General features: G+C 72.8%; 25 protein-coding genes. 16 read left to right on the top strand and 9 right to left on the bottom strand.

The genetic code is table 11. The features are described 5' to 3' along the window. Nucleotides 1–92: 92 nt before the first annotated feature. Nucleotides 93–344, top strand: a complete 252-nt coding sequence (locus tag H300_RS0104265; RefSeq protein ID WP_028426450.1) for a hypothetical protein — start codon at nucleotides 93–95, stop codon at nucleotides 342–344. A 146-nt stretch (nucleotides 345–490) separates the two neighbouring features. On the opposite strand, the gene H300_RS0104260 is transcribed toward H300_RS0104265, so the two are convergent. From H300_RS0104260 to lepA, 3 genes are all read right to left on the bottom strand, one after another. Further along, on the bottom strand, nucleotides 491–2,383 hold the full coding sequence (locus H300_RS0104260) for an AMP-dependent synthetase/ligase (protein WP_028426449.1): 1,893 nt from the start codon (nucleotides 2,381–2,383) through the stop codon (nucleotides 491–493). A gap of 144 nt (nucleotides 2,384–2,527) precedes the next feature. Further along, on the bottom strand, nucleotides 2,528–2,842 hold the full coding sequence (locus H300_RS0104255) for a hypothetical protein (RefSeq protein WP_028426448.1): 315 nt from the start codon (nucleotides 2,840–2,842) through the stop codon (nucleotides 2,528–2,530). Nucleotides 2,843–3,093: 251 nt separating this feature from the next. Next, on the bottom strand, nucleotides 3,094–4,965 hold the full coding sequence (lepA, locus tag H300_RS0104250; protein ID WP_028426447.1) for a translation elongation factor 4: 1,872 nt from the start codon (nucleotides 4,963–4,965) through the stop codon (nucleotides 3,094–3,096). Nucleotides 4,966–5,295: 330 nt separating this feature from the next. Here lepA and rpsT point away from each other — a divergent pair, with 330 nt between their 5' ends. Further along, nucleotides 5,296–5,562 (top strand): 30S ribosomal protein S20, encoded by a 267-nt coding sequence (gene rpsT / locus H300_RS0104245; protein ID WP_028426446.1) that lies wholly within the window; start codon nucleotides 5,296–5,298, stop codon nucleotides 5,560–5,562. A gap of 226 nt (nucleotides 5,563–5,788) precedes the next feature. Here rpsT and hemW read toward each other — a convergent pair whose 3' ends face one another. From hemW to H300_RS0104230, 3 genes are all read right to left on the bottom strand, one after another. After that, entirely contained in the window at nucleotides 5,789–7,027 is a 1,239-nt protein-coding gene (hemW, locus tag H300_RS0104240) for a radical SAM family heme chaperone HemW (protein WP_028426445.1), read from the bottom strand. Nucleotides 7,028–7,108: 81 nt separating this feature from the next. Next, the gene (locus H300_RS0104235; RefSeq protein WP_028426444.1) at nucleotides 7,109–7,948 is read right to left on the bottom strand and encodes a DUF3097 domain-containing protein; all 840 of its coding nucleotides are present in this window, start codon (nucleotides 7,946–7,948) and stop codon (nucleotides 7,109–7,111) included. Nucleotides 7,949–7,983: 35 nt separating this feature from the next. Beyond that, the gene (locus H300_RS0104230; protein WP_028426443.1) at nucleotides 7,984–8,688 is read right to left on the bottom strand and encodes an MBL fold metallo-hydrolase; all 705 of its coding nucleotides are present in this window, start codon (nucleotides 8,686–8,688) and stop codon (nucleotides 7,984–7,986) included. Nucleotides 8,689–8,957: 269 nt separating this feature from the next. On the opposite strand from H300_RS0104230, the gene hrcA reads away from it, so the two are divergent. The 6 genes from hrcA to H300_RS0104200 all read left to right on the top strand — a co-directional run bounded on the left by hrcA (nucleotide 8,958) and on the right by H300_RS0104200 (nucleotide 14,443). Further along, nucleotides 8,958–9,974, top strand: coding sequence for a heat-inducible transcriptional repressor HrcA (gene hrcA, locus H300_RS0104225; protein WP_028426442.1), 1,017 nt, complete (start codon nucleotides 8,958–8,960; stop codon nucleotides 9,972–9,974). Then, a complete protein-coding gene (gene dnaJ, locus H300_RS0104220; protein WP_028426441.1) occupies nucleotides 9,975–11,102 on the top strand; it encodes a molecular chaperone DnaJ in 1,128 nt (375 codons plus the stop codon). It begins immediately after the preceding gene. A 121-nt stretch (nucleotides 11,103–11,223) separates the two neighbouring features. Further along, complete coding sequence (locus tag H300_RS0104215) at nucleotides 11,224–12,324, top strand: nitronate monooxygenase (protein WP_037979085.1); 1,101 nt, start codon at nucleotides 11,224–11,226, stop codon at nucleotides 12,322–12,324. Then, the gene (locus H300_RS0104210) at nucleotides 12,321–13,058 is read left to right on the top strand and encodes a 16S rRNA (uracil(1498)-N(3))-methyltransferase (RefSeq protein ID WP_028426439.1); all 738 of its coding nucleotides are present in this window, start codon (nucleotides 12,321–12,323) and stop codon (nucleotides 13,056–13,058) included. Before H300_RS0104215 ends, H300_RS0104210 begins: the two co-directional genes overlap by 4 nt. A gap of 122 nt (nucleotides 13,059–13,180) precedes the next feature. Beyond that, entirely contained in the window at nucleotides 13,181–13,534 is a 354-nt protein-coding gene (locus tag H300_RS0104205) for a histidine triad nucleotide-binding protein (RefSeq protein ID WP_028426438.1), read from the top strand. A gap of 3 nt (nucleotides 13,535–13,537) precedes the next feature. Then, the gene (locus H300_RS0104200; RefSeq protein WP_028426437.1) at nucleotides 13,538–14,443 is read left to right on the top strand and encodes a ribonuclease Z; all 906 of its coding nucleotides are present in this window, start codon (nucleotides 13,538–13,540) and stop codon (nucleotides 14,441–14,443) included. Nucleotides 14,444–14,506: 63 nt separating this feature from the next. On the opposite strand, the gene H300_RS0104195 is transcribed toward H300_RS0104200, so the two are convergent. After that, the gene (locus H300_RS0104195; RefSeq protein ID WP_028426436.1) at nucleotides 14,507–15,817 is read right to left on the bottom strand and encodes a family 4 glycosyl hydrolase; all 1,311 of its coding nucleotides are present in this window, start codon (nucleotides 15,815–15,817) and stop codon (nucleotides 14,507–14,509) included. 38 nt (nucleotides 15,818–15,855) lie between these two features. Between H300_RS0104195 and H300_RS0104190 the strand changes: the two genes are divergently transcribed. The 7 genes from H300_RS0104190 to era all read left to right on the top strand — a co-directional run bounded on the left by H300_RS0104190 (nucleotide 15,856) and on the right by era (nucleotide 21,709). Next, nucleotides 15,856–16,926 (top strand): PfkB family carbohydrate kinase, encoded by a 1,071-nt coding sequence (locus H300_RS0104190; protein ID WP_028426435.1) that lies wholly within the window; start codon nucleotides 15,856–15,858, stop codon nucleotides 16,924–16,926. 183 nt (nucleotides 16,927–17,109) lie between these two features. Then, nucleotides 17,110–18,111 carry a PhoH family protein gene (locus H300_RS0104185; protein WP_028426434.1) on the top strand — a complete coding sequence of 334 codons (1,002 nt, stop codon included), beginning with the start codon at nucleotides 17,110–17,112 and terminating at the stop codon, nucleotides 18,109–18,111. A 12-nt stretch (nucleotides 18,112–18,123) separates the two neighbouring features. Next, the gene (ybeY, locus tag H300_RS0104180; protein WP_028426433.1) at nucleotides 18,124–18,621 is read left to right on the top strand and encodes an rRNA maturation RNase YbeY; all 498 of its coding nucleotides are present in this window, start codon (nucleotides 18,124–18,126) and stop codon (nucleotides 18,619–18,621) included. After that, nucleotides 18,618–19,934, top strand: a complete 1,317-nt coding sequence (locus H300_RS0104175; protein WP_028426432.1) for a hemolysin family protein — start codon at nucleotides 18,618–18,620, stop codon at nucleotides 19,932–19,934. Before ybeY ends, H300_RS0104175 begins: the two co-directional genes overlap by 4 nt. A gap of 67 nt (nucleotides 19,935–20,001) precedes the next feature. Then, nucleotides 20,002–20,364, top strand: coding sequence for a cytidine deaminase (locus H300_RS0104170; protein WP_028426431.1), 363 nt, complete (start codon nucleotides 20,002–20,004; stop codon nucleotides 20,362–20,364). Beyond that, nucleotides 20,361–20,777 carry a hypothetical protein gene (locus tag H300_RS0104165; protein WP_158678314.1) on the top strand — a complete coding sequence of 139 codons (417 nt, stop codon included), beginning with the start codon at nucleotides 20,361–20,363 and terminating at the stop codon, nucleotides 20,775–20,777. Before H300_RS0104170 ends, H300_RS0104165 begins: the two co-directional genes overlap by 4 nt. Next, nucleotides 20,774–21,709: a GTPase Era gene (gene era / locus H300_RS0104160; protein WP_028426429.1), complete on the top strand. Its 936-nt coding sequence runs from the start codon at nucleotides 20,774–20,776 to the stop codon at nucleotides 21,707–21,709. The genes H300_RS0104165 and era overlap by 4 nt, the downstream gene beginning before the upstream one ends. Before the next feature lie 50 nt (nucleotides 21,710–21,759). Here the strand turns inward: era and H300_RS0104155 are convergent, their stop codons facing one another. Together H300_RS0104155 and leuA are read right to left on the bottom strand one after the other, a co-directional pair. Then, the gene (locus H300_RS0104155) at nucleotides 21,760–22,380 is read right to left on the bottom strand and encodes a tellurite resistance TerB family protein (protein ID WP_051269515.1); all 621 of its coding nucleotides are present in this window, start codon (nucleotides 22,378–22,380) and stop codon (nucleotides 21,760–21,762) included. A gap of 171 nt (nucleotides 22,381–22,551) precedes the next feature. Continuing rightward, a complete protein-coding gene (leuA, locus tag H300_RS0104150; protein WP_028426427.1) occupies nucleotides 22,552–24,321 on the bottom strand; it encodes a 2-isopropylmalate synthase in 1,770 nt (589 codons plus the stop codon). A 457-nt stretch (nucleotides 24,322–24,778) separates the two neighbouring features. On the opposite strand from leuA, the gene H300_RS0104140 reads away from it, so the two are divergent. After that, on the top strand, nucleotides 24,779–25,846 hold the full coding sequence (locus H300_RS0104140) for a M4 family metallopeptidase (RefSeq protein ID WP_028426426.1): 1,068 nt from the start codon (nucleotides 24,779–24,781) through the stop codon (nucleotides 25,844–25,846). Nucleotides 25,847–25,882: the final 36 nt, after the last annotated feature.

The raw sequence follows: 25,882 nt of genomic DNA, 5'->3' as shown, positions 1-25,882 counted from the left end.
CGCGGACAGCATTTCACGCCCCGCCGACAGCATTCCCGCACCTACCGCCCCCGCTGCGGCCTGCTGCACACCGGGTCCGGCACAATAGCCGGGTGAGTGAGGTACGGCATGTGCTGGTGCTGCCCGACAGGGACAGCGCCGAGGAGGTCGCTGAGGACCTGGCCGGGGAGTTCGGCACGGCCCTGGAGACGCGGCTCGTCCGGGACGCCCTGGCAGGCGAGGACGACGCCGAGGACGCCCAGTGGCTCGTCGTGGTCGAGGACCCGGAGGGTCGTTGCGACCCGGCCGGGCTCGACAGCCTGGCAGATGGGTACGAGGGCTGGCTGGAGCGGGACCCCGCCTGACCTCCCCTCTCCACGGAGCCGCCCGGGGTCCCGGCCTCCGGGCCCGCGATCTCCCGGGCCGACGCTCTCCGCGCCGCCCGGTGGCGACTGCGCGGGAGCCGTACCCGGCTGGTCCGACCGGACGGCCGCCCGCGCAGCCAGCGGGGTCACTTCTCCCGGGCGCCCGCGTACATGTCGTCGAGCAGGTGGCCGAACCCACGCTCCACGACGGGCCGCTTGAGTTTGAGGCTGGGTGTCAGCTCGCCGTGCTCGACGTCGAGGTCACGGGGCAGCACCCGGTACTGCTTGATGGTCTGCCAGCGCTGCACCTGCCGGTTCAGCCGATCGACGTAGCCGCCGACCAGCTCGTGCACCTCGTCGGAGGACACCACGTCGGTGTAGCTGCGGCCGGAGAGCCCGTGCTCGGCCGCCCAGCCCGTGATCGCCGGCTCGTCCAGCGCGATCAGCGCCGTGCAGAAGTTGCGGTCCGCGCCGTGCACCAGGATGGTCGAGACGAAGGGGCAGATCGCCTTGAACTGGCCCTCGATCTCTGCGGGGGCGACGTACTTGCCACCGGAGGTCTTGAAGATGTCTTTCTTGCGGTCGGTGATGCGCAGGTAGCCGTCGTCGGAGAGCTCGCCGATGTCGCCGGTGTGGAACCAGCCGTCCGACTCGAGCACCTCGGCGGTCTTCTCCGGCAGTCCGTGATAGCCCTGCATGATCCCCGGTCCGCGGAGCAGGATTTCGCCGTCGTCGGCGATCCGGACCTCGCAGCCGGGCATCGGCTTCCCGGCCGTGCCGGTCCGGTAGGCCTCGCCGGGGTTGACGAAGCTGGCCGCGCTCGACTCGGTCAGACCGTAGCCCTCCAGGATGTGCACGCCGGCACCGGCGAAGAAGAAGCCGATGTCCGGGGCGAGCGCCGCGGAACCGGAGACGCAGGCCCGCATCCGGCCGCCGAAGGCCTCGCGGAGCTTGGCGTACACCAGCTTGTCGGCGACCGCGTGCTTCGCCTTCAGGCCCGCCGGGGCGCTCGCGGTGCCCGTCCGGCGGAAGTTCTCCTGGGTGACCTTGGCGTACTCCCTGGCCACCCCGGCGGCCCACTGGAAGATCCGGTACTTCGCGCCGCCGCCAGCCCGTGCCTTGGCGGCCACGCCGTTGTACACCTTCTCGAAGATCCGCGGAACGGCGGCCATGTAGGTCGGCTGCACGACCGACAGATTCTCGATGATCTTGTCGATCCGGCCGTCCACCGCGGTCACGTGCCCGACCTCGATCTGGCCGGCGGTGAGGACCTTGCCGAACACGTGCGCCAGCGGGAGCCAGAGGTACTGCACGTCGTCCGGGCGGGCGAGCCCGCTCTGGGCGATGGCCTTGCCCATGTAGGACCAGCAGTCGTGCGCCAGCCGCACGCCCTTCGGCTTGCCGGTGGTCCCCGAGGTGTAGATCAGGGTGGCCAACTGGTCCGACCGGAGCGAGGCCACGGTGTCCCTGACGGCGTCCGGGTGCTTCTCCAGGTAGGCGTTGCCGCGTTCCATCAGCCCGTCGAGCGTGAGCACCCAGCCGTCCGGGTCTGACGGGTCCTCGCGGCCCTCACCGTCCGCGTCGATCAGCACCACGTGGGCGAGGTGCGGCAGCTCGGCGCGGCTCGCCCGCACCTTCGCCAGCTGGCCGGTGTCCTCCGCGATCAGCACCCGGCTGTCGGAGTCGGCGAGGATGTACGCCGTCTCCTCGGGGTTGGTGCTGGGGTAGACGGTGGTCGTGGCCGCTCCGGCGCAGAGGATGCCCAGGTCGGCGAGGATCCAGTCCACCCGGGTGTTCGAGGCGACCGCGACGCGCTGCTCCGCCGTCACTCCCAGGTCCTGCAGCCCGGCGGCGATCGCGAAGACCCGCTCGGCCGCCTGCGCCCAGGTGTAGGCCCGCCACTCGTCCGGCCCCCGGCCGTCGGCCGGGGGCACCGGGTAGCGGTACGCCTCACCCTCCGGCGTGGCTGCGAGGCGCTCCAGGAAAAGCGTCGCCACCGAGGGGGGCCGGTTATCGATCAGGGACTGTGTGTCGCTCACGACATCCTCCGGGGCCCGCGTCGTTGCTGGGGGGTGACTGATGAGTAACTCTTCAAGCGGTGATCAGAGTAAAGGCCGCAGCTCCACTATGTAAGAGGCTGCGAGCCTGCCATTCTCACCCGCCTCCGGCCCCGGCGCACGTACTCAGCGCAGCGGGAGGCCGCCCAGGATCGGCGGAATCGGAGTGTCCGCGCCATGCGGTGCGGGGAGCGGGACCGCCGAGTCGACGCCGCCGCAGACCTGTTGGGCGGAATCGTCCGCCCAGGAGTCGTAGCGCGGCTGGTCCTCGCCCAGGTCGAGGTGGACCCGGTCCTCCCCCACCCCCAGCGAGTCGACCGCCCCGCACACCGGGCCGGGGCCCGTGGAGCCGGTCGTCTCCGCGGCCTGCGCGGCCTGCGCACCGGCGCCCAGCAGCAGCACCGAGCCGGCCAGCGCCCTCGCCGTCCTTCCGTACGCCACGGCAGCGTTCCTCTCGTTCGTGTGCCCGTTCCTCGCGGCCTGTCGGCCACCGGCCCCAACGAGCTCCCGCGGCGGCGGGAAACGCCCCCGGAGCCGGAATCGCCCGCACCGGGGACGGGCATCTGCCCGGGGCCGGCACGGGCCGCCGCCGCGGGGCGGGCGGCCCGGAGGGGGGACGTCCGCCCCGTCCGGGGTGCGTCCCAGGAGGGGCGGTGCCGTCCGCACGCGTCCCGCAGGACGCGAGCGCGGCGCTACTTCTTCGCCTTCGCATCGCCGCTGTCGTCGCTGGAGAGCGCCGCGATGAAGGCTTCCTGCGGGACCTCGACCCGGCCCACGACCTTCATCCGCTTCTTGCCCTCCTTCTGCTTCTCCAGCAGCTTCCGCTTCCGGGAGATGTCACCGCCGTAGCACTTGGCGAGGACGTCCTTGCGCAGCGCCCGTACCGTCTCCCGGGCGATCACCCGGGAGCCGATCGCGGCCTGGATCGGCACCTCGAAGAACTGCCGCGGAATGAGGTCGCGCAGCTTGCCCGCCATCCGCACGCCGTAGGCGTACGCCTTGTCCTTGTGCACGATGGCGGAGAACGCGTCCACCTTGTCGCCGTGCAGCAGGATGTCCACCTTGACGAGCGCGGACGTCTGCTCGCCGGTGGGTTCGTAGTCCAGGGAGGCGTAACCGCGGGTCTTGGACTTCAGTGCGTCGAAGAAGTCGAAGACGATCTCGGCGAGCGGCAGGGTGTAGCGCAGCTCCACTCGGTCCTCGGACAGGTAGTCCATGCCCTGGAGGTTGCCGCGCCGGGTCTGGCACAGCTCCATGATGGCGCCGACGAACTCGCTCGGCGCCAGCAGCGTCGCCTTCACGATCGGCTCGTGCACCTCCGCGATCTTCCCCGTGGGGAACTCGCTCGGGTTGGTGACGGTGTGCTCGCTGCCGTCCTCCATGTTCACCCGGTAGACCACGTTGGGTGCGGTGGCGATCAGGTCCAGCCCGAACTCTCGCTCCAGGCGCTCCCTGATCACCTCCAGGTGCAGCAGACCCAGGAAGCCGACCCGGAAGCCGAAGCCGAGGGCCGCGGAGGTCTCCGGTTCGTAGACCAGCGCGGCGTCGTTGAGCTGGAGCTTGTCCAGCGCGTCCCGCAGTTCCGGGTAGTCCGACCCGTCGAGCGGGTAGATGCCGGAGAACACCATCGGCTTGGGTTCCTTGTAACCGGGCAGTGCCTCGGTCGCACCCCTGGTGAGCTGGGTGATGGTGTCGCCGACCTTCGACTGCCGGACGTCCTTCACGCCGGTGATCAGGTAGCCGACCTCGCCGACCCCCAGGCCCTCCGCGGCCTTCATCTCCGGTGAGTTGCTGCCGATCTCCAGTAGCTCGTGGGTGGCGCCGGTGGACATCATCCGGATCCGCTCGCGCTTGCCGAGCCGTCCGTCGACGACCTTCACGTAGGTGACCACGCCGCGGTAGGAGTCGTAGACCGAGTCGAAGATCATCGCGCGGGCGGGGGAGTCGGCCACCCCGACCGGTGCCGGGACGAGCTTGACCACCTCGTCCAGCAGCTCTCCCACGCCCTCGCCGGTCTTCGCCGAGACCCGCAGCACCTCCTGGGGCTCGCAGCCGATCAGGTGGGCGAGCTCGGCGGCGAACTTGTCCGGCTGGGCCGCCGGCAGGTCGATCTTGTTGAGCACCGGGATGATGGTGAGTTCGTTCTCCATCGCCAGGTAGAGGTTCGCCAGGGTCTGCGCCTCGATGCCCTGGGCTGCGTCCACCAGCAGGACGCAGCCCTCGCATGCGGCGAGCGAACGGGAGACCTCGTAGGTGAAGTCCACGTGGCCCGGGGTGTCGATCATGTTCAGGATGTGCGGACCGCCGGAGTTGTCGCCCTCGGTGGGCGACCACGGCATCCGCACGGCCTGGGACTTGATCGTGATACCGCGCTCACGCTCGATGTCCATGCGGTCGAGGTACTGGGCGCGCATCTGTCGCTGCTCGACGACTCCGGTGAGCTGGAGCATCCGGTCGGCGAGTGTGGACTTGCCGTGGTCGATGTGCGCGATGATGCAGAAATTGCGAATCAGCGCCGGGTCGGTACGACTCGGCTCCGGCACGTTCGAGGGGGTCGCGGGCACGCGGGGTCCTGTCGGGGTCATGGCTGCGGATCGATGGGTCACCCCCATCGTCCCATGAGCGCGCCACCTGCTCCCCGTACGGGCGCCACCCCGCCGCGGAGCGGGGCGGCGCCCGCCGGGGACCGGCGGCCCCCGTCAGGGTGGCGGGCGGGGTGGCGGATGCCGGGGACGGCGGTAGGTCGGCGCCGGTCAGCGGATTGGGAGGGGGCCGGGGCCTGCTGGTACCGTGGGCGACTGTGCCTGCTGACCCCCGCCCGGGTGCTCGCCGAGCCGACCACCGGGCCGATCAGCGGTACTGCACACATTTCCGAAACCTGAGAAGGCTCCTTCGTGGCGAACATCAAGTCCCAGCTCAAGCGGATCAAGACCAACGAGAAGTCCCGCCAGCGCAACAAGGCGGTCAAGTCCGAGCTCAAGACCGCGGTCCGCCGCGTACGCGAGGCCGTTGCCGCCGGTGACGCCGAGAAGGCCACCACCGCCGCGCGCGTGGCCGGCCGCAAGTTCGACAAGGCCGTCAGCAAGGGCGTGCTGCACCGCAACAACGCCGCCAACAAGAAGTCGGCGATGAGCCGTTCGGTGGCCTCGCTCCAGAAGTGATCCCGGGGGCGGCATACGCCCCCGAACCTGCCGGTCGCCGGCGGCTCCCTCTCATCAGCCGCTCCGATCGGACGAGCACCCCACGCGCCGCACGCGGCCTGCGTTCGCCACGCGGGTGCGGCGCATCGAGCAGCACCGTACCGAGGGCCCTGCCCCCTTCCCCGGGGCGGGGCCCTCGGTCGTACCGCGGCGGCCCGGAGCCCCGGGCCGCCGCGGCTTTCCGGGCTCAGTCGACCAGTTCGCGCACCACGCCGTCGGCGAGCAGCCGCCCGCGCAGCGTGAGCACCGCCCGGCCCTCCCGGTGGGCCTCGGCCCGGAGCAGTCCGGACTCGACGGCCCGGCGGGCGGCCTCGGTCCCCGCCTGTGTGAGCAGGTCCAGCGGGCAGCCGGACGCCAGCCGGAGCTCCAGCAGGATTCGCTCCACCCGCCGGTCCTCCTCGGAGAGCACCTCACGTCCCGCCCCGGGGGAGCGCCCCTCGGACAGGGCCTGCGCGTAGGCCGCCGGGTGCTTGACGTTCCACCAGCGGACACCGCCGACGTGGCTGTGCGCTCCGGGCCCGGCCCCCCACCAGTCGGCGCCTGTCCAGTACAGCTCGTTGTGGCGGCAGCGGGCCGCCGAGGCCCCCTCGGCGGCCCAGTTCGACACCTCGTACCAGTGCAGCCCGGCCGCCGAGAGCATCTCCTCGGCGATCAGGTAGCGGTCCGCGTGCACGTCGTCGTCGGTCATCGGCACCTCGCCGCGGCGGATGCGCCGGGCCAGCCCGGTGCCCTCCTCGACGATGAGCGCGTACGCCGACACGTGGTCGGGGCCCGCCGCCACGGCCGCGGCCAGCGAGGCCCGCCAGTCGTCGTCGCTCTCCCCGGGGGTTCCGTAGATCAGGTCCAGGTTGACGTGGTCGAATCCGGCTGCCCGGGCCTCGACCACGCAGGCCTCGGGACGGCCCGGGGTGTGCTGCCGGTCGAGGACCCGCAGCACGTGCTGCCGGGCGCTCTGCATGCCGAACGAGACGCGGTTGAACCCGGCCGCGCGCAGCTCCGAGAGGTAGGCGGGGTCGACGGACTCCGGGTTGGCCTCGGTGGTGACCTCCACGCCCTCGGCCAGCCCGAACTCCTCGCGGACGGCGGCCAGCATCCGGGCCAGGTCGGCCGCGGGCAGCAGGGTGGGGGTGCCGCCGCCGACGAAGACGGTCTCCACCGGGCGGGGTTCGTCTCCGAGCACCTTGCGGGCCAGTCGGACCTCTTCGACCAGGTTGGCCGCGTAGGTCTCCCGGGAGGCGGCCGTCCCGTTCGCGCTGCGCAGCTCCTCGGTGGTGTAGGTGTTGAAGTCGCAGTAGCCGCAGCGGGTGGCGCAGTAGGGCACGTGGAGGTAGAAGCCCAGCGGGCGGCTCGCGCCCCCGGTCAGGGCGTGGGCGGGCAGGGACCCGTCCTCGGGCATCGGGTCGCCGTCGGGCAGTGCAGAGGGCATGCCCCCCATTGTCCGGCATCGGCACCGCGCCGGACGCCGTCCGGCGTCGGGGGACGCGGGGCCGCAGGCGCACGGGCGCCGTCAGCCGGTGGGCCCGCCCACGGTGACGTGGTCGATGAGCCGCTCCACCGGCCCGAGCAGGTCCGGCTGGAGGTCGCGGTAGGAGCGGACCGAGCCGAGGATGCGCTGCCAGGCCGCTCCGGTGTTCTCCGGCCAGCCCAGCGAGCGGCACACGCCGGTCTTCCAGTCCTGGCCGTGCGGCACTCGGGGCCAGGCGTCGATGCCGACCGAGGCGGGCTTCACCGCCTCCCAGACGTCGATGTACGGATGGCCGACGATCAGCACGTCCTCGTCCCGCACCGCGGACGCGATCCTGGACTCCTTGGAGCCGGGCACCAGGTGGTCGACGAGGACGCCGAGCCGGGCGTCCGGGGTCGGGCCGAAGTCCTCGACGATCCGCGGCAGGTCGTCGATGCCGGCCAGGTACTCCACCACCACGCCCTCGATGCGCAGGTCGTCGCCCCAGACGCGTTCCACCAGTTCCGCGTCGTGCCGGCCCTCGACGAAGATCCGGCCCGCCCTGGCCACCCGTGCCCGTGCCCCCGGCACCGCGAGGGAACCGGAGGCCGTCCGCCTCGGAGCGGCCCGCGCCGCCGTCCCCGTGCCGGGGCGGACCAGCGTGACGGGACGGCCCTCCAGCAGGAAGCCGCGCGGTGCCATCGGGAAGACCCGGTGCTTGCCGAAGCGGTCCTCCAGAGTGACGGTGAGGCCCTCCGCCGTCTTCTCGCAGCGGATCACCGCACCGCAGAAGCCGGTGCCGGGCTCCTCAACCACCAGCCCCGGGTCGGCCGGCACCTCGGGCACCGGCGCGGGCCGCTTCCACGGCGGAGTGAGGTCGGGTCCGTAGCTCCTGCTGCGCATGGCACCATTCTGCCCCCGCGGACGCGGGTGTGCGGTCATCCGCCCCCGAATCGGCGCGCCAGCTCGTCGCGTTGGGCCGCGACGAAGGCCGCGTCGACCACGGCCCCGTGCCCCGGGACGTAGTCCGCGGCCGGCCCGCCGAGGGCCAGCAGCCGGTCGAGCGCGGCGGGCCAGCAGGCCGGAACGGCGTCCGGTCCGGCCTGCGGTGCGCCGGACTCCTCCACGAGGTCGCCGCAGAAGACCACCGCGGGCGGCCCGGGGACCAGCACGGCCAGGTCGTGACCGGTGTGCCCCGGGCCGACGTCGGTCAGCAGTACGTCCCGCCCGCCCAGCCGGAGCGGCAGTTTGCCGGAGACCTCGTGCTCCGGCGCGACCACCGCGCCGGAGGCCTCGGCCGCGGCGACGGGGTCGGCACCGTGCCGGACCGCGTCGGCGCGCAGCGCCTCGCCGCCCCCGGCGAGCAGCGCGGCCGTGCCCGGCGCGCCGTACACCCGCGCGCCGGGGAGGGCGGCGGTGCCGAGCACATGGTCGAAGTGCGGATGTGTCAGGGCGACGTGGATGACCGGACGGCCGCCCAGCCGGTGCACCTCGTCCCGGATCAGCGCGCCGTCCCGCAGCCCGGAGCCGGTGTCGACGACCAGCACGGCCTCCGAGCCCGCGACCACGCCGACCGTCGCGTCCCAGCCCGGCAGACGGCAGCGGAGCACACCGGGGGCGAGCTCCTCCCAGCGGGGTGTCATACGTCTCCCTCCGCGCGGGCGCCGGTCTGCTCCGGAAGTCCCGCCTTCGCCACCGTACGGCTTCCGCGCTCCCGTCCGGGCGCGGGATGCGGAGGGGGACGGGTCCCCGGCGGGGCGCGTCGCACGGTACGGTCGGGGCCGCCGCCCTTGCTCAGGCCGCGGTACCCGGCCGTACACTTGCTCAGGGGAAGCTGGCACTCGCAGCCTCGGAGTGCCAAACGAGACCCACGGGTCACGACAGGCCCATCAGCGGACGGGAGGTGCGCCGAATGCTCAGTGAACGCAGGCTTGAGGTGCTGCGTGCCATCGTCCAGGACTATGTGGGTACCGAGGAGCCGGTCGGTTCCAAGGCACTCACCGAGCGGCACCAGCTCCAGGTTTCCCCGGCGACGGTGCGCAACGACATGGCCGCGCTGGAGGAGGAGGGCTTCATCGCCCAGCCGCACACCAGCGCCGGCCGGATCCCCACGGACAAGGGCTACCGCCTCTTCGTGGACCGGCTCGCCGGTGTCAAGCCGCTGTCCTCCCCGGAGCGCCGCGCCATCCAGAACTTCATGGACGGCGCCGTCGACCTGGACGACGTGGTGGGCCGCACGGTGCGGCTGCTGGCGCAGCTCACCCGGCAGGTCGCCGTGGTGCAGTACCCCTCGCTGACCCGCTCCACCGTCCGGCACGTGGAGCTGCTGGCGCTCGCCCCGGCGCGGCTGATGCTGGTCCTGATCACCGACACCGGGCGGGTGGAGCAGCGGCTGATCGACTGCCCCGAGCCGATCGGCGAACCCTCGGTGGCGGATCTGCGGGCCCGGCTGAACAGCCGGGTCGTCGGGCAGCGGTTCACCGAGGTCGCGCGCCTGGTGCAGGACCTGCCGGATTCCTTCGACACGGAGGACCGCAGTACGGTCTCGGCCGTGCTCTCCACCCTGCTGGACACCCTGGTCGAGGAGACCGAGGAGCGTCTGATGATCGGTGGCACCGCCAACCTGACGCGTTTCGGCCCGGACTTCCCGCTGACCATCCGCCCGGTGCTGGAAGCGCTGGAGGAGCAGGTGGTCCTGCTGAAGCTGCTGGGCGAGGCGACGGACTCGGGAATGTCGGTCCGTATCGGTCACGAGAACGCCCATGAAGGACTGAATTCCACTTCGGTGGTGTCCGTCGGCTACGGTTCCGGCGGCGAGGCAGTGGCCAAACTCGGCGTGGTCGGACCGACCCGCATGGATTACCCCGGAACGATGGGAGCGGTACGCGCAGTGGCACGTTACGTCGGACAGATTCTCGCGGAGTCATAAATGGCGACGGACTACTACGCGATCCTGGGTGTGCAGCGGGATGCCTCGCAGGAAGAGATCAAGAAGGCCTTCCGCAGGCTCGCCCGGGAGCTGCACCCGGACGTGAACCCGGATCCGAAGACCCAGGAGCGGTTCAAGGAGATCAACACCGCCTACGAGGTCCTCTCCGATCCGCAGAAGAAGCAGATGTACGACCTGGGCGGCGACCCGGGCGGCGCTGGCGGCGGTGGTTTCGGCGGTGGCGGCGGCTTCGGCAACTTCTCCGACATCATGGACGCCTTCTTCGGCAACGCGGCGCAGCGCGGACCGCGCTCCCGCACCCGCCGGGGCCAGGACGCCATGATCCGGCTGGACATCGACCTCGAAGAGGCGGCCTTCGGCACCACGAAGGAGATCCAGGTCGACACCGCCACCGTCTGCACCACGTGCAGCGGCGAGGGGGCGGCGCCGGGCACCTCGGCGCAGACCTGCGACATGTGCCGCGGGCGTGGCGAGGTCTCGCAGGTGACCCGTTCCTTCCTCGGGCAGGTCATGACCTCCAGGCCGTGTCCGCAGTGCCAGGGCTTCGGCACCGTGGTCCCGACGCCGTGCCCGGAGTGCGCGGGCGACGGCCGGGTGCGCTCCCGGCGCAGCCTGACGGTGAAGATCCCGGCCGGTGTCGACAACGGCACCCGGATCGCGCTCGCGGGCGAGGGCGAGGTCGGTCCGGGCGGCGGTCCCGCCGGCGACCTCTACGTCGAGATCCACGAGAACGCCCACCCCGTCTTCCAGCGGCGAGGCGACGACCTCCACTGCACCGTCACCATCCCGATGACGGCGGCAGCGCTGGGCACCCAGTGCCCGCTGGAGACGCTGGACGGGATGGAGGAGGTCGACATCCGGCCCGGCACCCAGTCCGGGCAGTCGGTCCCGCTGCACGGACGCGGCGTCACCCACCTGCGCGGCGGCGGGCGGGGCGACCTGATCGTCCACGTCGAGGTGCAGACCCCCTCGAAGCTGGAGCCCGAGGAGGAGGAGCTGCTGCGCCGGCTTGCCCAGCTGCGCGGTGAGGAGCGGCCGGTCGGCCAGTTCCAGCCCGGTCAGCAGGGGCTCTTCTCCCGGTTGAAGGACGCCTTCAACGGACGCTGACCCGGCATGCGGTGGCGTCCCGTCGGCCCCCGGGCCCGGTGGGAGGCCACCGCGCCCCGGCGCCGTACGAGGCGCCGGTGCCGCCCGCGGTGGGGATCGCGGTGCGTGAAAGGATGGCCCCATGTCCTCCGTGCTGACGACACTCTCCGCTCTGTCCGCGCACCCCATCGTGCAGGCCCCGATGGCCGGCGGGGCGTCCTGCCCGGAGCTTGCCGCGGCTGTCTGCCGGGCCGGTGGCCTCGGTTTCCTGGCTGCGGGCTACAAGACGCCGGAGGCGGTGTACGAGGAGACCAGGGCGCTGCGAAGGCTGACGGACCGCCCGTTCGGGGTGAACCTGTTCATGCCGCAGTCCTCCCAGGGCCCGGGCAGCGACACCACCGTCGCCGTCGAGGTGTACCGGGAGCAGCTCGCCGGCGAGTCGTCCTGGTACGACACCGAGCTGGGAGACCCGGACCAGGGGAACGACGACGCCTACGAGGGCAAGGTCGCCATCCTCCTCGACGACCCGGTCCCGATGGTTTCCTTCACCTTCGGCTGCCCCTCCCGCCGGGTGCTGGAGCGGTTCGCGGAGGTCGGCACGGTCACCGCCGTCACGGTCACCTCGGTCGCGGAGGCGCAGGCCGCCCAGTGGTCCGGGGCGGACATCCTCTGCGTGCAGGGCGTGGAGGCGGGCGGACACCAGGGCACCCACCGCGATGACCCGCAGTCGGACGGCCGTGCCGCCGGAGTGGGACTGCTGACGCTGATCGCCCAGGTGCGGGCGACGGTGGACCTGCCGATCATCGCCGCGGGCGGGCTGATGCTCGGTGAGCAGATCGCCGCGGTGCTCGCCGCCGGCGCCGGCGCCGGCCAACTCGGCACGGCCTTCCTGGTCTGCCCGGAGTCGGGTGCGAATCCGCTGCACAAGCAGGCGCTGACCAACCCGCTGTTCACCCGCACCGAGATCACCCGCGCGTTCTCCGGTCGGCCCGCCCGGGGGCTCGTCAACCGGTTCATGCGTGAGCACGGTCCCTACGCGCCGGCGGCCTATCCGCAGGTGCACCATCTCACCTCCGGGCTGCGCAAGGCCGCGGCCAGGGCCGGCGACCCGCAGGGCATGGCGCTGTGGGCGGGCCAGGGCCACCGGCTCGCCCGGGAACTGCCGGCCGGTCCGCTCGTCGAGCTGCTGGCCGCCGAACTGGCGACCGCCCGCGAGGCGCTCGCTGCCAAGGGAGCCCCATGACCGCACCGGTGTTCCTGGTGGAGCCGGACCGGCTGGCCACCGGGACCGTACCGCTCGACGGCCCGGAGGGGCGGCACGCGGTGTCGGTACGTCGGCTGCGGGTCGGTGAGGAGCTGGTGCTCACCGACGGCGGGGGCCGGGGTGCGTACGGGACGGTCGCCTCGGTGAGTGGCAAGGACCGGTTGGAGGTCGCCGTCACCGAGCTGCGCACCGAGCCGGAGCACCGACCGCGGATCACCGTGGTGCAGGCCCTGCCCAAGGGCGACCGGGGCGAACTCGCGGTCGAGATGCTGACGGAGACCGGCGTCGACCGGATCGTGCCCTGGGCCGCCGCCCGGTGCGTCACGCAGTGGAAGGGCGACCGCGGCGCGAAGGCCCTCGCGAAGTGGCGGGCGACCGCGCGGGAGGCGGGCAAGCAGTCGCGCCGGCTGCGCTTCCCCGTCGTCGAGGAGCCCACCGCCACCCGGGGGCTGCTCCCGCTCCTTGCGGCGGCCGACTTCGTCGCGGTGCTCCACGAGGAGGGGGACCGCGCCCTGGCGACCGCCGGACTGCCCGCCGCCGGGGAGCTGGTGCTCGTCGTCGGCCCGGAGGGCGGGGTGTCACCGGAGGAGCTGGCGCAGTTCTCCGCGGCGGGTGGCCGTCCCTACCGGTTGGGCCGCAGCGTGCTGCGCACCTCGACCGCGGGCACGGCGGCCGCGGCCCTGCTGCTGGGCCGCTCCGGCCGCTGGAGCTGACGTCCGGAGTGGTCCCGGTCGCCGCGTGCGGTGCTGCGGATCTTGCGGCGCTGCGGCCCGTGCGCCGTGCCGGTGACCGGCCCGTGCCACCCGCCGGGGCCCGGGCCGGTAACCTCGGCGGCATGGCTGGAGAACCGCAGGCGGACTGCCTGTTCTGCAAGATCGTGGCCGGAGAGGTGCCGGCGACCGTCGTCCTGGAGACGGAGCACGCGCTCGCCTTCCGGGACATCAACCCGCAGGCGCCCGTGCACGTACTGGCGATCCCCAAGTCGCACCACCGGGACGCCGCGGAACTGGCCGCCGAGGAGCCCGCGACGATGGCCGAGGTGGTCCGCGTCGCCGGGGAGGTGGCCGGTCTGGAGCGGGCGGGCGCGTACCGGCTGGTGTTCAACACCGGGGCCGCCGCGGGGCAGACGGTCTTCCACGCCCATGCCCACGTGCTCGCCGGGCGCGGGCTCGACTGGCCGCCCGGGTAACCGGTGTCCGTGCGCGAACTGATCGTGCTGGGCACGGCGAGCCAGGTCCCGACCCGCCACCGCAACCACCACGGGTGCTTCCTGCGCTGGGACGGCGAGGGCCTGCTGTTCGACCCCGGCGAGGGCACCCAGCGGCAGATGCTGCTCGCCGGTGTCTCCGCCCACGACCTGACCCGGCTGTGCGTCACCCACTTCCACGGCGACCACTCGCTGGGGCTGGCGGGCGTGATCCAGCGGATCAACCTGGACCGGGTGCCGCACCCGGTCACGGCCCACTTCCCGGCCTCCGGGCGACGGTTCTTCGACCGCCTGCGGTACGCCACCGCCTACCGGGAGACGGTGCCGCTGCGGGTCGAACCCGTCGAGCGGAACGGCGAACTCGCGCGGCTGGGCGTCCTGTCGCTGTCCGCCCGCAGGCTCTCCCACCCCGTGGAGTCCTACGGCTACCGGCTGGAGGAGCCGCCGGGCCTGCGGATGCTGCCCGAGCGGCTCGCCGCGCACGGCGTCAGCGGTCCGGACGTCGGACTGCTGCGGCGCACCGGTGAGTTGCGCGGAGTGAAGTTGGCGGACGTCAGCGAACCCCGACCGGGGCAGCGTTTCGCGTTCGTGATGGACACCCGGCTCTGCGAGGGGGTGTACGCCCTGGCCCAGGACTGCGACCTGCTGGTCACGGAGTCCACCTTCCTGGACGAGGACGCCGCTCTCGCCGAGGAGCACGGCCACCTCACCGCCGGGCAGGCCGGTCGTGTGGCCGCCGGAGCGGGGGTGCGACACCTGGTCCTCACTCACTTCTCGCAGCGCTACCGGGAGCCGCACCGGTTCGCCGAGCAGGCCAGGACGGCCGGCTTCGACGGGGAGCTCACCGTGGCCCACGACCTGCTCCGCGTACCGCTCCCGCCCCGCCGCTGACCGGCTTCCGAAGGCCCGGGGCCCCAGGCTCCGGGCCGGGCCCCGGTCCCGGGGCCCCACGGCTCAGGCCGGAGCGGGGAGCGGCCCTGCGCGGTCCAGGATCCGGGCGGCCACCGCGGGGGAGTCCACCAGCGGATGCAGGGCCAGTGCCCGCAGCGCCGCCCGGCGGGAGCCGGACACCGCCGCCTCGACGGTCGCCCGCTCCGCGGCCTTGAGCTGGAGCACCAGCCCGAGTTCCGCCGTGCCGAGCCCGGTGCCGGTCACCGGTCGCGCTCCGCGGGCCGTCACTTCGCAGACCGTCTCGACCACCGACTCGTCCGGCAGCGCCGGCAGGACGCCGCCGCCCGGCACGTTCAGGATCAGCCGGGTCGGCGCGTCCCGCGCGAGGGCCCGCATCAGGGCCAGCGCCACCGCGTCGTAGCCACCGCCGTCCAGGTCGCACGTGTCCCGCTGCCAGCCGCCACTCGCCGCCCTGCTGTCCGCGAGGTAGGTCTCCTCGCGCTCCCTGCGGGTCCGCCGCCACAGCTCCGCTGCCTCGCCGGGCTCTGCGGCGGCGCGGGCGAAGAACTCCCCCTGCTGGCGGTCGAGGAACTCGCCCCGGGTGTGCGCGGCGGACCGGACGGCTGCCAGGGTCTCCCGCCGGAAGTAGTAGTAGTGCAGGTACTCGTTCGGCAGTGCGCCCAGCGCCCGCAGCCAGGGGCCGCCGAACAGCCTGCCCTCCTCGAAACCGCCCAGCGCCCGGTCGTCGGCCAGCAGCCCGGGGAGCAGGTCCACGCCGTCCGCGGTCAGCGAGCGCAGCCAGCCGAGGTGGTTCAGCCCGGTGTAGTCGTAACCGACGGCGTCCGGATCGGCGCCGGCGGCGCGCGCCGCCCGCCGCACCAGGCCCACCGGGGAGTCGCAGATCCCGATCACCCGGTCACCCAGGACCTCGGACATCGCCTCGGTCACGAGGCCCGCGGGATTGGTGAAGTTGATGACCCAGGCGCCGGGCGCGACCGCCCGCACCCGGTCGGCGATCCGGCGGGCGACCGGTACCGTGCGCAGGGCGTACAGCACCCCGCCGGCGCCCACCGTCTCCTGGCCCAGCACGCCCTCGGCGAGCGGGATTCGCTCGTCTTCCACCCGCCCTGCGGTGCCGCCCACCCGGATCGCGGAGAACACGAAGTCCGCCCCGCGCAGGGCGTCGTCGAGGCCGTCCGCGACCCGTACCGGCGGCCCGCCGGGCTGCTGCCCGAGCACCGTGCGGATCACGTTCAGCCGACCGGGATGCGCGTCGTACAGCGTCAGTTCGGAGACTAGCCCCGGGTCGCGGGCGAGTGCCCGGTGCACCAGCGGGGTGCGGAAACCGCCGCCGCCGAGAATCGTGAGTCGCATGCCACGGACGGTACTGCCCTTCCGGCAGACTTGAGGGCATGCTCGACCCACTCGCCGCGCTGCGCACCCCGCGGGACCCGGCCTGCGACGTCTACCTCACCGGGCCGGTCTTCCTCGACGTCGTCTTCACCGGGCTCGACTCGGCGCCGGTGCGCGGCACCGAGTCCTGGGCGCGCGGCATGGGGTCCAGCCCCGGCGGTGTCGCGAACATGGCCACCGCCCTGGCCCGTCTCGGTCTGCGCACCTCTCTCGCCGCCGCCTTCGGCGACGACATGTACGGGACCTACTGCTGGGAGTCCCTGGAGCAGGGGGAGGGCATCGATCTGGCGCTGTCCAGGACGGTCCCCGGCTGGCACTCGCCGGTCACCGTGTCGATGGCGTACGAGGGCGAGCGGACGATGGTCTCGCACGGGCACGAGGCGCCCCGCCCGGAGGAGCCGGCGGTGGACGGCCCGCCGCCGTGCCGGGCCGCGGTGGCCTCGCTGACACCGGGCGAGCCGCAGCCCTGGATCGCGGAGGCCGCCGCCCGCGGCAGCCGGATCTTCGCCGACGTCGGCTGGGACGACACCGGCCGCTGGGACCTGGCGGCCCTGCCCGACCTGCCGCACTGCGAGGCGTTCCTGCCGAACGCGGAGGAGGCGATGCGCTACACCCGCACCGCCTCCCCGCAGGCGGCGGCCGGCGCGCTCGCCGAGCGGGTGCCGCTGGCCGTGGTGACGATGGGCCCGGACGGGGCTTGTGCGGCCGACCAACGGACGGGGCGCACCGTCGAGGTGCCGGGGGTGGCCGTGGAGGCGCTGGACCCCACCGGCGCCGGCGACGTGTTCACCGCGGGCTTCGTGATGGCCTCGCTGGCCGGGTGGCCGCTGCGGGACCGGCTCGCCTTCGCCGGGCTCGCGGCCGGCCTGTCGGTGCAGGAGTTCGGCGGCTCGCTCTCCGCTCCCGGCTGGTCCGAACTCGCGGCCTGGTGCCACCGGGTGCACGCCTGCCCGCACCGCGACCCGGGCGCGCTCTGCCGGTACGGGTTCCTCCGCGAGCTGCTCACCGACAGTGAGGCCCCCTGGCCGCTGCGCCGGGCGGTGCCGACCATCGGCTTCCGCCGCGAGTGACCGCCGGCGGAGCACGGGTGCCGGCGCTGCCCGCGGGTGGCGGGGCGCGGCGGCGCGAGGGGTCACCGCGCCCGGTCGCACGGGGGGTAAATCGAGCGGCCCCGCCCCCGGTCCGTCGTACTCTTGGTACCCCAAGGCGCACCGCAGTCACAGAGAGGGTTGAGCAGGCCACAGAGCCGGCCCATGACGCATACATCCACGGAACAGGCAAGTGCCCGCTTCACCGTCCCGGCGACGCACCCGATGGTGACGGTGCTCGGTTCGGGTGACTCCCTGCTGCGGGTGATCGAGAAGGCGTTCCCGGCGACGGACATCCACGTCCGCGGGAACGAGATCACGGCCACCGGCAACGCGGCGGACGTCGGCCTCGTCCAGAGGTTGTTCGACGAGATGATGCTGGTGCTGCGCACCGGCCAGCCGATGACGGAGGACGCGGTGGAACGCTCCATCGCGATGCTCCGCGGAGCGGAGCAGGGCAGCGGCGACGGCGTGGAGAACCCCGCCGAGGTCCTCACCCAGAACATCCTCTCCAACCGGGGCCGCACGATCCGCCCCAAGACCCTCAACCAGAAGCGCTACGTCGACGCGATCGACACCCACACCGTGGTGTTCGGCATCGGGCCCGCGGGCACCGGCAAGACCTACCTCGCGATGGCCAAGGCCGTGCAGGCCCTCCAGGCCAAGCAGGTCAAGCGGATCATCCTCACCCGCCCGGCGGTCGAGGCCGGAGAGCGGCTCGGCTTCCTGCCGGGCACCCTCTACGAGAAGATCGACCCGTACCTGCGTCCGCTGTACGACGCCCTGCACGACATGCTCGACCCGGACTCCATCCCCCGGCTGATGGCCGCGGGCACGATCGAGGTCGCGCCGCTCGCCTACATGCGCGGACGGACCCTCAACGACGCCTTCATCATCCTGGACGAGGCGCAGAACACCAGTGCCGAGCAGATGAAGATGTTCCTCACCCGGCTCGGGTTCGAGTCCAAGATCGTGATCACCGGCGACGTCACCCAGGTCGACCTGCCGACCGGCACCAAGAGCGGGCTGCGCCAGGTGCGGGAGATCCTGGAGGACGTCGACGACATCCACTTCTCCCGGCTCAGCAGCACCGACGTCGTCCGGCACAAGCTGGTCGGACGTATCGTCGAGGCCTACGACCGCTACGACGACCGCGACGGAAAGTAGCCCACACGCACCATGGCGATCGACGTCAACAACGAGTCCGGGCGGCAGGTGGACGAGCAGGCGATTCTGGACATCGCCCGCTACGCCCTCGCCCGGATGCGTATCCATCCGCTCTCGGAGCTCTCGGTGATCGTCGTCGACTCCGACGCGATGGAGCAACTGCACCGGCAGTGGATGGACCTCCCCGGCCCGACCGATGTCATGTCCTTCCCGATGGACGAGCTCCGCCCGCCCGCCAAGGAGGGCGAGGAGCCGCCGCAGGGGCTGCTCGGCGACATCGTGCTCTGCCCCGAGGTGGCACAGGCGCAGGGCGAGTCGGCCGAGACCGCACACTCCATGGACGAGGAACTGCAGTTGCTCACCGTCCACGGGGTGCTGCACCTGCTCGGCTACGACCACGAGGACGCGACCGAGAAGGCCGAGATGTTCGGGTTGCAGAAGGCCATCGTCGACGGTTGGCGCGGCGAGCAGGGCCTCACCGGTCCGTCGCCGGCGCCGACGACGTCATGACCGCTCCGCTGATCGGCTCGGCCGTCGGGCTGGTCGTGGTGGCCTGGCTGGCCGCCTGCGCCGAGGCCGGCCTCGCCCGCACCACCAGCTTCCGCGCCGAGGAGGCCGTCCGCGTCGGGCGGCGCGGCAGCGCCAGGCTCGCCGAGGTGGCCGCCGACCCCGTCCGCTACCTCAACCTCGCCCTGCTGCTCCGGGTGGCGAGCGAGATGGCGGCGGGGGTGCTCGTCACCCACGTCGCGCTGCGCAGCTTCGACGCGACCTGGCAGGCGCTGGCCGTCGCGATCGCGGTGATGGTTCTGGTGTCGTACGTCGCGGTGGGGGTCTCCCCGCGGACGATCGGCATCCAGCACCCGCTCAACACCACCACCGCCGCCGCCTACGTCCTGGTACCGCTCGCACGGGTGCTGGGGCCGCTGCCGCAGCTGCTCATCCTGCTGGGCAACGCTCTCACCCCCGGACGCGGCTTCCGCAAAGGGCCGTTCGCCTCCGAGGCGGAGCTGCGGGCGATGGTGGACTTCGCCGAGTCGGAGTCGCTGATCGAGGACGAGGAGCGCCGGATGGTGCACTCCGTCTTCGAACTGGGGGACACGCTCGTGCGCGAGGTGATGGTGCCGCGCACCGACCTGGTGGCCATCGAGCGGTACAAGAGCATCCGGCAGGCCCTCACCCTCGCTCTGCGGTCCGGGTTCTCCCGGATACCGGTCACCGGCGAGAACGAGGACGACGTGGTCGGGATGGTGTATCTCAAGGACCTCTCCCGCAAGGTGCACATCAAACGGGACGCGGAGAGCGAGCCGGTGTCCACCGCGATGAGGCCCGCGGTGTTCGTGCCCGACACCAAGAACGCGGGGGACCTGCTCCGCGAGATGCAGCGCGACCGCAGCCACGTCGCGGTGGTCATCGACGAGTACGGCAGCACGGCGGGCATCGTCACCATCGAGGACATCCTGGAGGAGATCGTCGGGGAGATCGCCGACGAGTACGACCGGGAGCTGCCCGCGATCGAGGAGCTGGGCGACGGCCGGTACCGCGTGACGGCCCGGCTCGACATCGGGGACCTCGGCGAGCTGTACGGCCTGGACGACTTCGACGACGAGGACGTCGAGACGGTCGGCGGGCTGCTGGCGAAGCTGCTCGGTCGGGTGCCGATCGCCGGCGCGGTCGCCGTCGTCGACCTCTCCGAGGAGCGCGTCGACCCGCCGTTGACCGGACTGCGGCTCACCGCCGAGTCGGTCGCCGGCCGTCGCAACCAGATCGACCGGGTGCTCGTCGAGCGGGTCGAGGAGACCGGGCCCGCGCCGGCGGAGGAGTGAGCCGCGACCCGGGAGCCGAACCCTTCCCTGCGGCGCCCGGGCCCGAGGCGGCGATTATGCTCGCTTCATGAGTGAAGGCAGTCAGGAAGCCGCCCTGGACCCCGAGGACCGCAAGATCATCACCCTGGCCCGCAGCGCCCGGGCCCGCAACGCCGTCTCCGAGGGAGCCGCGGTGCGCGACGACACCGGACGCACGTACGTGGCCGGTACGGTCGACCTCCCGTCCCTGCGGCTCAGCGCCCTGCGCACCGCCGTCGCCATGGCGGTCGCCTCCGGCGCGACCTCGCTGGAGGCCGCCGCGGTGGTCTCCGGAGCGGAGACGCTCGCTCCCGACGACCTGGCGGCCGTCCGCGACCTCGGCGGGCCGCAGGCGTCCGTGCTGCTCGCCGCCGCCGACGGGTCGCTGCGCTCCGCGCTGACCGCCGGATGAGCGGGGTGTCCGAGTTCCTCGACGAGCGCCGGCTCGGCTTCGCGCTCACCGCGCTGGGCGCCTTCGCGGTGAGCGGCTCGCTGGCCGAGTGGGCCGTCGGCGACGGGCTCCCGGTGCTGTTCCTGGTGCTGGGTCTCTTCCTGCTGCCCGAGGGTCTCCAGCAACTGGCCCGCTCCTACCGCCGGCCGCGGCTGGTGCGCCGGGCGCGGGCGCTGTCCGGCTACGCGCTCACCCTGGCCGGGATGCTGCTGTGGGCCACCCTGATCGGCGACTGGTCCGCCGGCCGGGGCACCGACTGGCTGCTGCTGGCCGCGGCCGTGCTGCTGCTGGTCGCCGGTGCGCTGGCCGGGGCCGGGCTGATCGCGGGCCGCCGGTCGGCCCGGGCCGGTGGATCAGGGAGAATGGGCGCATGAGCGCTCCTTCCCCCACCTCCCCGCATCGCGCCGGCTTCGCCTGCTTCGTCGGCCGGCCCAACGCGGGCAAGTCGACCCTGACCAACGCGCTGGTGGGGACGAAGGTCGCGATCACCTCCAGCAGGCCGCAGACCACCCGGCACAGCGTGCGCGGCATCGTGCACCGACCGGACGCGCAGTTGGTCCTGGTGGACACCCCCGGGCTGCACAAGCCCAGGACCCTGCTGGGCGAGCGTCTGAACGACGTGGTCCGCACCACCTGGGCCGAGGTGGACGTGATCGGGTTCTGCCTCCCCGCCGATCAGAAGCTCGGACCCGGCGACCGGTTCATCGCCGCCGAGCTGGCCGGGCTGAGGAAGACCCCGAAGGTCGCGATCGTCACCAAGACCGACCTGGTGGACTCCGGGACGCTCGCCGAGCAGTTGCTCGCGGTCGACCGGCTGGGCCGCGAACTGGGCATCGAGTGGGCGGAGATCGTTCCCGTGTCGGCGGTCGGTTCCGAGCAGGTGGGGCTGCTCTCCGACCTGCTGGTGCCGATGCTGCCGGAGAGCCCGCCGCTGTACCCGGACGGCGACCTCACCGACGAACCGGAGCAGGTGATGGTCGCCGAGCTCATCCGGGAGGCCGCGCTGGAGGGCGTCCGCGACGAACTGCCGCACTCGATCGCGGTCGTCGTCGAGGAGATGCTGCCGCGGCCCGACCGGCCGGCGGACCGCCCGTTGCTGGACATCCACGCCTTCGTGTACATCGAGCGCCCCAGCCAGAAGGGCATCATCATCGGCCCGAAGGGGAGCCGGCTCAAGGAGGTCGGCAGCACCTCCCGCAAGCACATCGAGGCGTTGCTGGGGACCCCCGTCTACCTGGACCTGCACGTCAAGGTGGCCAAGGACTGGCAGCGCGACCCCAGGCAGCTGCGCAAGCTCGGTTTCTGACGGCGAGCGGCCCCGCCGCGAGCGCGCCCGGCTCGCGGCGGCCGGGTCGTTCAGTGCCGCTCGGGGGCGGCGGCCAGCAACCGCTCCGTCTCGGCCGACCGGAGCCGCAGCGCGCCGCCCAGGGCGCGCAGCACGGCGTGCTCCGCCTGCTCGTACGGGCCGTCGGCGAGGGCGATCCGGGCGCCGTGCAGCAGCAGCCGCTCCCGCCCGGCGGCCGCGAGGTGCGGCACCAGCGGGTCGAGCACGCGGTGCAGTTCGTCCCGGCGCACGGCGCCGTCCGCGTGCAGCGCGGCGAGCAGTGCCAGGAGCTGCTCCTCGGAGCAGTCCGGGAAGCCGGCCTCCTGCAGGGTGGCCACTGCCGCCTCCACCGCCTCCCTGGAGCCTGTCCCGCCGGCGGCGAGGGTGCTCAGGACGACGATGTGCACGGCGTCCCGCAGCAGGGTGGCCAGCCGGTTCGTGGTCGGCCGCTCCAGTCGTCCGGTGCCGAAGTGGCCCCGGCAGGACGTGCACACCAAGGCCTCGGGGACCTCGCCGCGGGCCAGCACCGGTAGCCCCAGCACGACCAGTCGCCTTCTGCCGGTGCGCCGCTTGTAGTTGCGGTCGCCTCCGCACGCGGGGCAGAAGAACTCGCCGTCACCGACGGTGGTCCACGCCGTCCGCATCCCTGCCATGCGCAGTCCGTCCACGCCGCACCTCCGTTACGCCCCGGCTCCGTTGCCGCAGACGTGATGTTAACCACAGACGTGAGGTGGCGTCAGTACCCCGGACCGGACAAAGCCGGGCCCCGCCCGGAAAACGCCGCTCCGGGCGGGGCCGCCGACGAAGAGCGTGCGGGGTTGGGGTCAGCGTGCCGCGCGGTTGACGGCGGAGACGACCGCCTTGATCGAGGCCCGCGTGGTGTTCGGGTCGATGCCGACACCCCACAGCACGCGGCCGTCGATGGCGCACTCGATGTACGAGGCGGCCTGCGCCGCCGCACCCTCGCTGAGCGTGTGCTCCACGTAGTCCAGCAGGCGCGCGTCGATGCCGTGGGAGGCCAGCGCGTTGAAGAAGGCCGAGATCGGACCGTTGCCGGTGCCGGTCAGGGTGGCCTCGGTACCGTCCACCACGGCCTCCACGGTGAGCGTGTCGTGGCCGTCGCTGGTGGTCTCGCTCTGTGCGCTGCGCAGCAGGATCCGACCCCAGGGGTCGTCCGGGGTCGGCAGGTACTCGCTGCGGAAGACGTCCCAGATCTGCGCCGGGGTCACCTCGCCGCCGCCGGTGTCGGTCATCTCCTGGATGGTGCGGGAGAACTCGATCTGCATCCGGCGCGGCAGGTCCAGGCTGTGGTCGGCCTTCAGCACGTAGGCGATGCCGCCCTTGCCGGACTGCGAGTTGACCCGGATGACGGCCTCGTAGGAGCGGCCGACGTCCTTGGGGTCGATCGGCAGGTACGGCACCTCCCACGGGATGTCGTCCACCGGGCGGCCGCGTTCGGCCGCGGCGGCCTCCATCGCCTCGAAGCCCTTCTTGATGGCGTCCTGGTGGGAGCCGGAGAACGAGGTGTAGACCAGGTCGCCCGCGTACGGGTGCCGCGGATGGATCTCCATCTGGTTGCAGTACTCCGCGGTGCGCCGGATGTCGTCGATCCGGGAGAAGTCCACCTGCGGGTCGACGCCCTGGGAGAAGAGGTTCATGCCCAGGGTCACCAGGTCCACGTTGCCGGTGCGCTCGCCCTGGCCGAACAGGCAGCCCTCGACGCGGTCGGCGCCGGCCATCACCGCCAGTTCGGCGGCGGCGACCGCGGTGCCGCGGTCGTTGTGCGGGTGTGCCGACAGGCAGACGAACTCGCGCCTGGACAGGTTCCGGGACATCCACTCGAACCGGTCCGCGTGGGTGGAGGGCGTCGACCGCTCCACCGTGGCGGGCAGGTTGAGGATGATCTCGCGTCCCTCCTCGGGCTCCCACACGTCCATCACCGCCTCGCAGACCTCCAGGGCGAAATCCGGCTCGGTGTCGGTGAAGATCTCCGGGCTGTACTGGTAGCCGAACGCTGTGCGGTCGTCCAGCAGCTTCTCGGCGTACTCGGTGACCAGCCGGGTGCCGTCCACCGCGATCTGCTTCACCTGGTCCCGGGTGCCGCGGAAGACGACCCGGCGGAAGGTGGGTGCCGTGGCGTTGTAGAGGTGGACGGTGGCCCGGGGGGCGCCGACCAGCGACTCGACCGTGCGGGCGATCAGCTCCTCGCGCGCCTGGGTCAGCACCGAGATGGTGACGTCCTCCGGCACGGCCCCCTCCTCGATGATCGACCGCACGAAGTCGAAGTCGGTCTGGCCGGAGGAGGGGAACCCGACCTCGATCTCCTTGTAGCCCATCTCCACCAGCAGGTCGAACATCTTCCGCTTGCGGGCGGGGGACATCGGATCGATCAGTGCCTGGTTGCCGTCCCGCAGGTCCGTGGACAGCCAGCGCGGTGCGCGGGTGATGCGGTTGCCCGGCCACCTGCGGTCGGGGACGTCCAACGCCTCGTACGGGCCGTACTTGTGGATCGGCATCCCGGAGGGCTGCTGGGTGACGCGGGCGGCGGTGATCGGAGTGTGCCGGCCGACGGGCTTGCGCGGTGCGGAGGTCATGGGAGGGGGCTCCTGGCCAAGTGGGCTTCGAGAGGCCGACGACGGCAGCACCGAACTCCGCGGGGAGGGGGTCGGCCTTACGGTGTGTGCAGGCCCTCGCCGCGGCGGCTAAGGAGAAGCAGCCCGAATCGCATGATGGCGACCACCCTAGTCGAGCGGTGCCGCGGCGACTGGTCCGTATCAGTATGCGAGACCCGGCGGCGCCCGCGGGGGCGCCCCGCCGAGCCGCGGGCGAGCGGCTCACCTGTCATCACTTCGGGGGGTGACAGTCCGCACACGCTGTGCGACATTGGGCCGTATGGGTCAGTCCTCCGCAGCCGGCGCCCCGGCACCTCGCCCTCGTCCCCGAGCCACGACCGCCCTCTCCGCTGCCCCCCGATCCGCTGCCCCCCGATCCGCTGCCCCCCGATCCGCTGCCCCCCGATCCGCGAGCGCCCCGTCCGCGTGCAGGAGGCCCGTGCCGCTCGCGGGCGCGCACTGCACGATCGTGCCGCCGCACCTGCTGGACCGGCTGGCACGCGGGGCGGATCTCGCGTTGCGCGCCCCGGCTCGGCAGACCCTGCAACTCGACGCCGACTGGCGGAATCGGCGCCGGTTCCGCACCCCGCGCGGTCCGGCGCCCGGCGGCCGCGCGCCTCGCGCCCGTACTCCCGGCGAGGTGCTGCGCCCGGACCGCATCGTCCACGACGCCGAGGGCGGGCGGACCCTGCCCGGCACCCGCCTCCGCAGCGAGGGCGAGGAGCCGGTCGGAGACGCCGCGGTCGACCGCGCCTACGACGGCCTCGGTGCCACCTTCGCGCTGTTCGCGGACGTCTGGTCGCGTGACTCGGTGGACGGCGCCGGGCTGCCGCTGTCCGGGACGGTCCACTACGGCCGGCGCTACGCCAACGCCTTCTGGGACGGCGGCCGGATGGTCTTCGGGGACGGCGACGGCGTCGTCTTCAACGACTTCACCCTCGCGGTGGACGTGATCGGCCATGAGCTGAGTCACGGCGTGGTCCAGTACACCGCCGACCTGGCCTACGAGGGCCAGTCCGGGGCACTCAACGAGTCGGTGTCGGACGTGTTCGGTTCACTGGTCAAGCAGCGAGTGCTCGGCCAGAGCGCGGCGGAAGCGGACTGGCTGATCGGGGCGGAGCTCTTCACCGACCGGGTGAACGGCCGGGCGCTGCGCTCGCTGGCGGAGCCCGGCACGGCCTACGACGACGACACCCTCGGCCGGGACCCGCAGCCGGCGCACATGGACGACTATGTGCGCACCAACGCCGACAACGGCGGCGTGCACATCAACTCCGGCATCCCCAACCGCGCCTTCCACCTGACCGCCACGGCGCTGGGCGGCCGGGCCTGGGAACGCGCGGGGCAGGTCTGGTACGACGCGCTCACCGCCGGGGGCCTGCGCCCCGACGCGGGCTTCGGCGACTTCGCCGCCGCCACGACCGAGGCGGCCTCGTCCCGGTACGGTAGAGGGGACGAGTACCGCGCGGTGCGCGAGGCCTGGAGGCGCGTGGGGGTGCCCCGCTGAACGACGGGCGGTCCCCGGCGTCCCCCTGGGGCCGGC

The organism is Streptomyces sp. TAA040, assembly GCF_000424845.1.
Note: the sequence above shows the minus strand (reverse complement) of the source record. Positions and strands in the feature narration are given on the sequence as shown.

Bases quoted from the DNA above. Each gene is read 5' to 3' on its own strand.
- H300_RS0104155 (WP_051269515.1), bottom strand. From the start codon at position 22,380: ATGGCAGGGATGCGGACGGCGTGGACCACCGTCGGTGACGGCGAGTTC.
- H300_RS0104165 (WP_158678314.1), top strand. From the start codon at position 20,361: ATGAGCGGGGTGTCCGAGTTCCTCGACGAGCGCCGGCTCGGCTTCGCG.
- H300_RS0104170 (WP_028426431.1), top strand. From the start codon at position 20,002: ATGAGTGAAGGCAGTCAGGAAGCCGCCCTGGACCCCGAGGACCGCAAG.
- H300_RS0104175 (WP_028426432.1), top strand. From the start codon at position 18,618: ATGACCGCTCCGCTGATCGGCTCGGCCGTCGGGCTGGTCGTGGTGGCC.
- dnaJ (WP_028426441.1), top strand. From the start codon at position 9,975: ATGGCGACGGACTACTACGCGATCCTGGGTGTGCAGCGGGATGCCTCG.
- H300_RS0104210 (WP_028426439.1), top strand. From the start codon at position 12,321: ATGACCGCACCGGTGTTCCTGGTGGAGCCGGACCGGCTGGCCACCGGG.
- H300_RS0104185 (WP_028426434.1), top strand. From the start codon at position 17,110: ATGACGCATACATCCACGGAACAGGCAAGTGCCCGCTTCACCGTCCCG.
- H300_RS0104230 (WP_028426443.1), bottom strand. From the start codon at position 8,688: ATGACACCCCGCTGGGAGGAGCTCGCCCCCGGTGTGCTCCGCTGCCGT.
- H300_RS0104235 (WP_028426444.1), bottom strand. From the start codon at position 7,948: ATGCGCAGCAGGAGCTACGGACCCGACCTCACTCCGCCGTGGAAGCGG.
- H300_RS0104205 (WP_028426438.1), top strand. From the start codon at position 13,181: ATGGCTGGAGAACCGCAGGCGGACTGCCTGTTCTGCAAGATCGTGGCC.
- leuA (WP_028426427.1), bottom strand. From the start codon at position 24,321: ATGACCTCCGCACCGCGCAAGCCCGTCGGCCGGCACACTCCGATCACC.
- H300_RS0104190 (WP_028426435.1), top strand. From the start codon at position 15,856: ATGCTCGACCCACTCGCCGCGCTGCGCACCCCGCGGGACCCGGCCTGC.
- hemW (WP_028426445.1), bottom strand. From the start codon at position 7,027: ATGCCCTCTGCACTGCCCGACGGCGACCCGATGCCCGAGGACGGGTCC.
- hrcA (WP_028426442.1), top strand. From the start codon at position 8,958: ATGCTCAGTGAACGCAGGCTTGAGGTGCTGCGTGCCATCGTCCAGGAC.
- H300_RS0104215 (WP_037979085.1), top strand. From the start codon at position 11,224: ATGTCCTCCGTGCTGACGACACTCTCCGCTCTGTCCGCGCACCCCATC.
- era (WP_028426429.1), top strand. From the start codon at position 20,774: ATGAGCGCTCCTTCCCCCACCTCCCCGCATCGCGCCGGCTTCGCCTGC.
- ybeY (WP_028426433.1), top strand. From the start codon at position 18,124: ATGGCGATCGACGTCAACAACGAGTCCGGGCGGCAGGTGGACGAGCAG.
- H300_RS0104195 (WP_028426436.1), bottom strand. From the start codon at position 15,817: ATGCGACTCACGATTCTCGGCGGCGGCGGTTTCCGCACCCCGCTGGTG.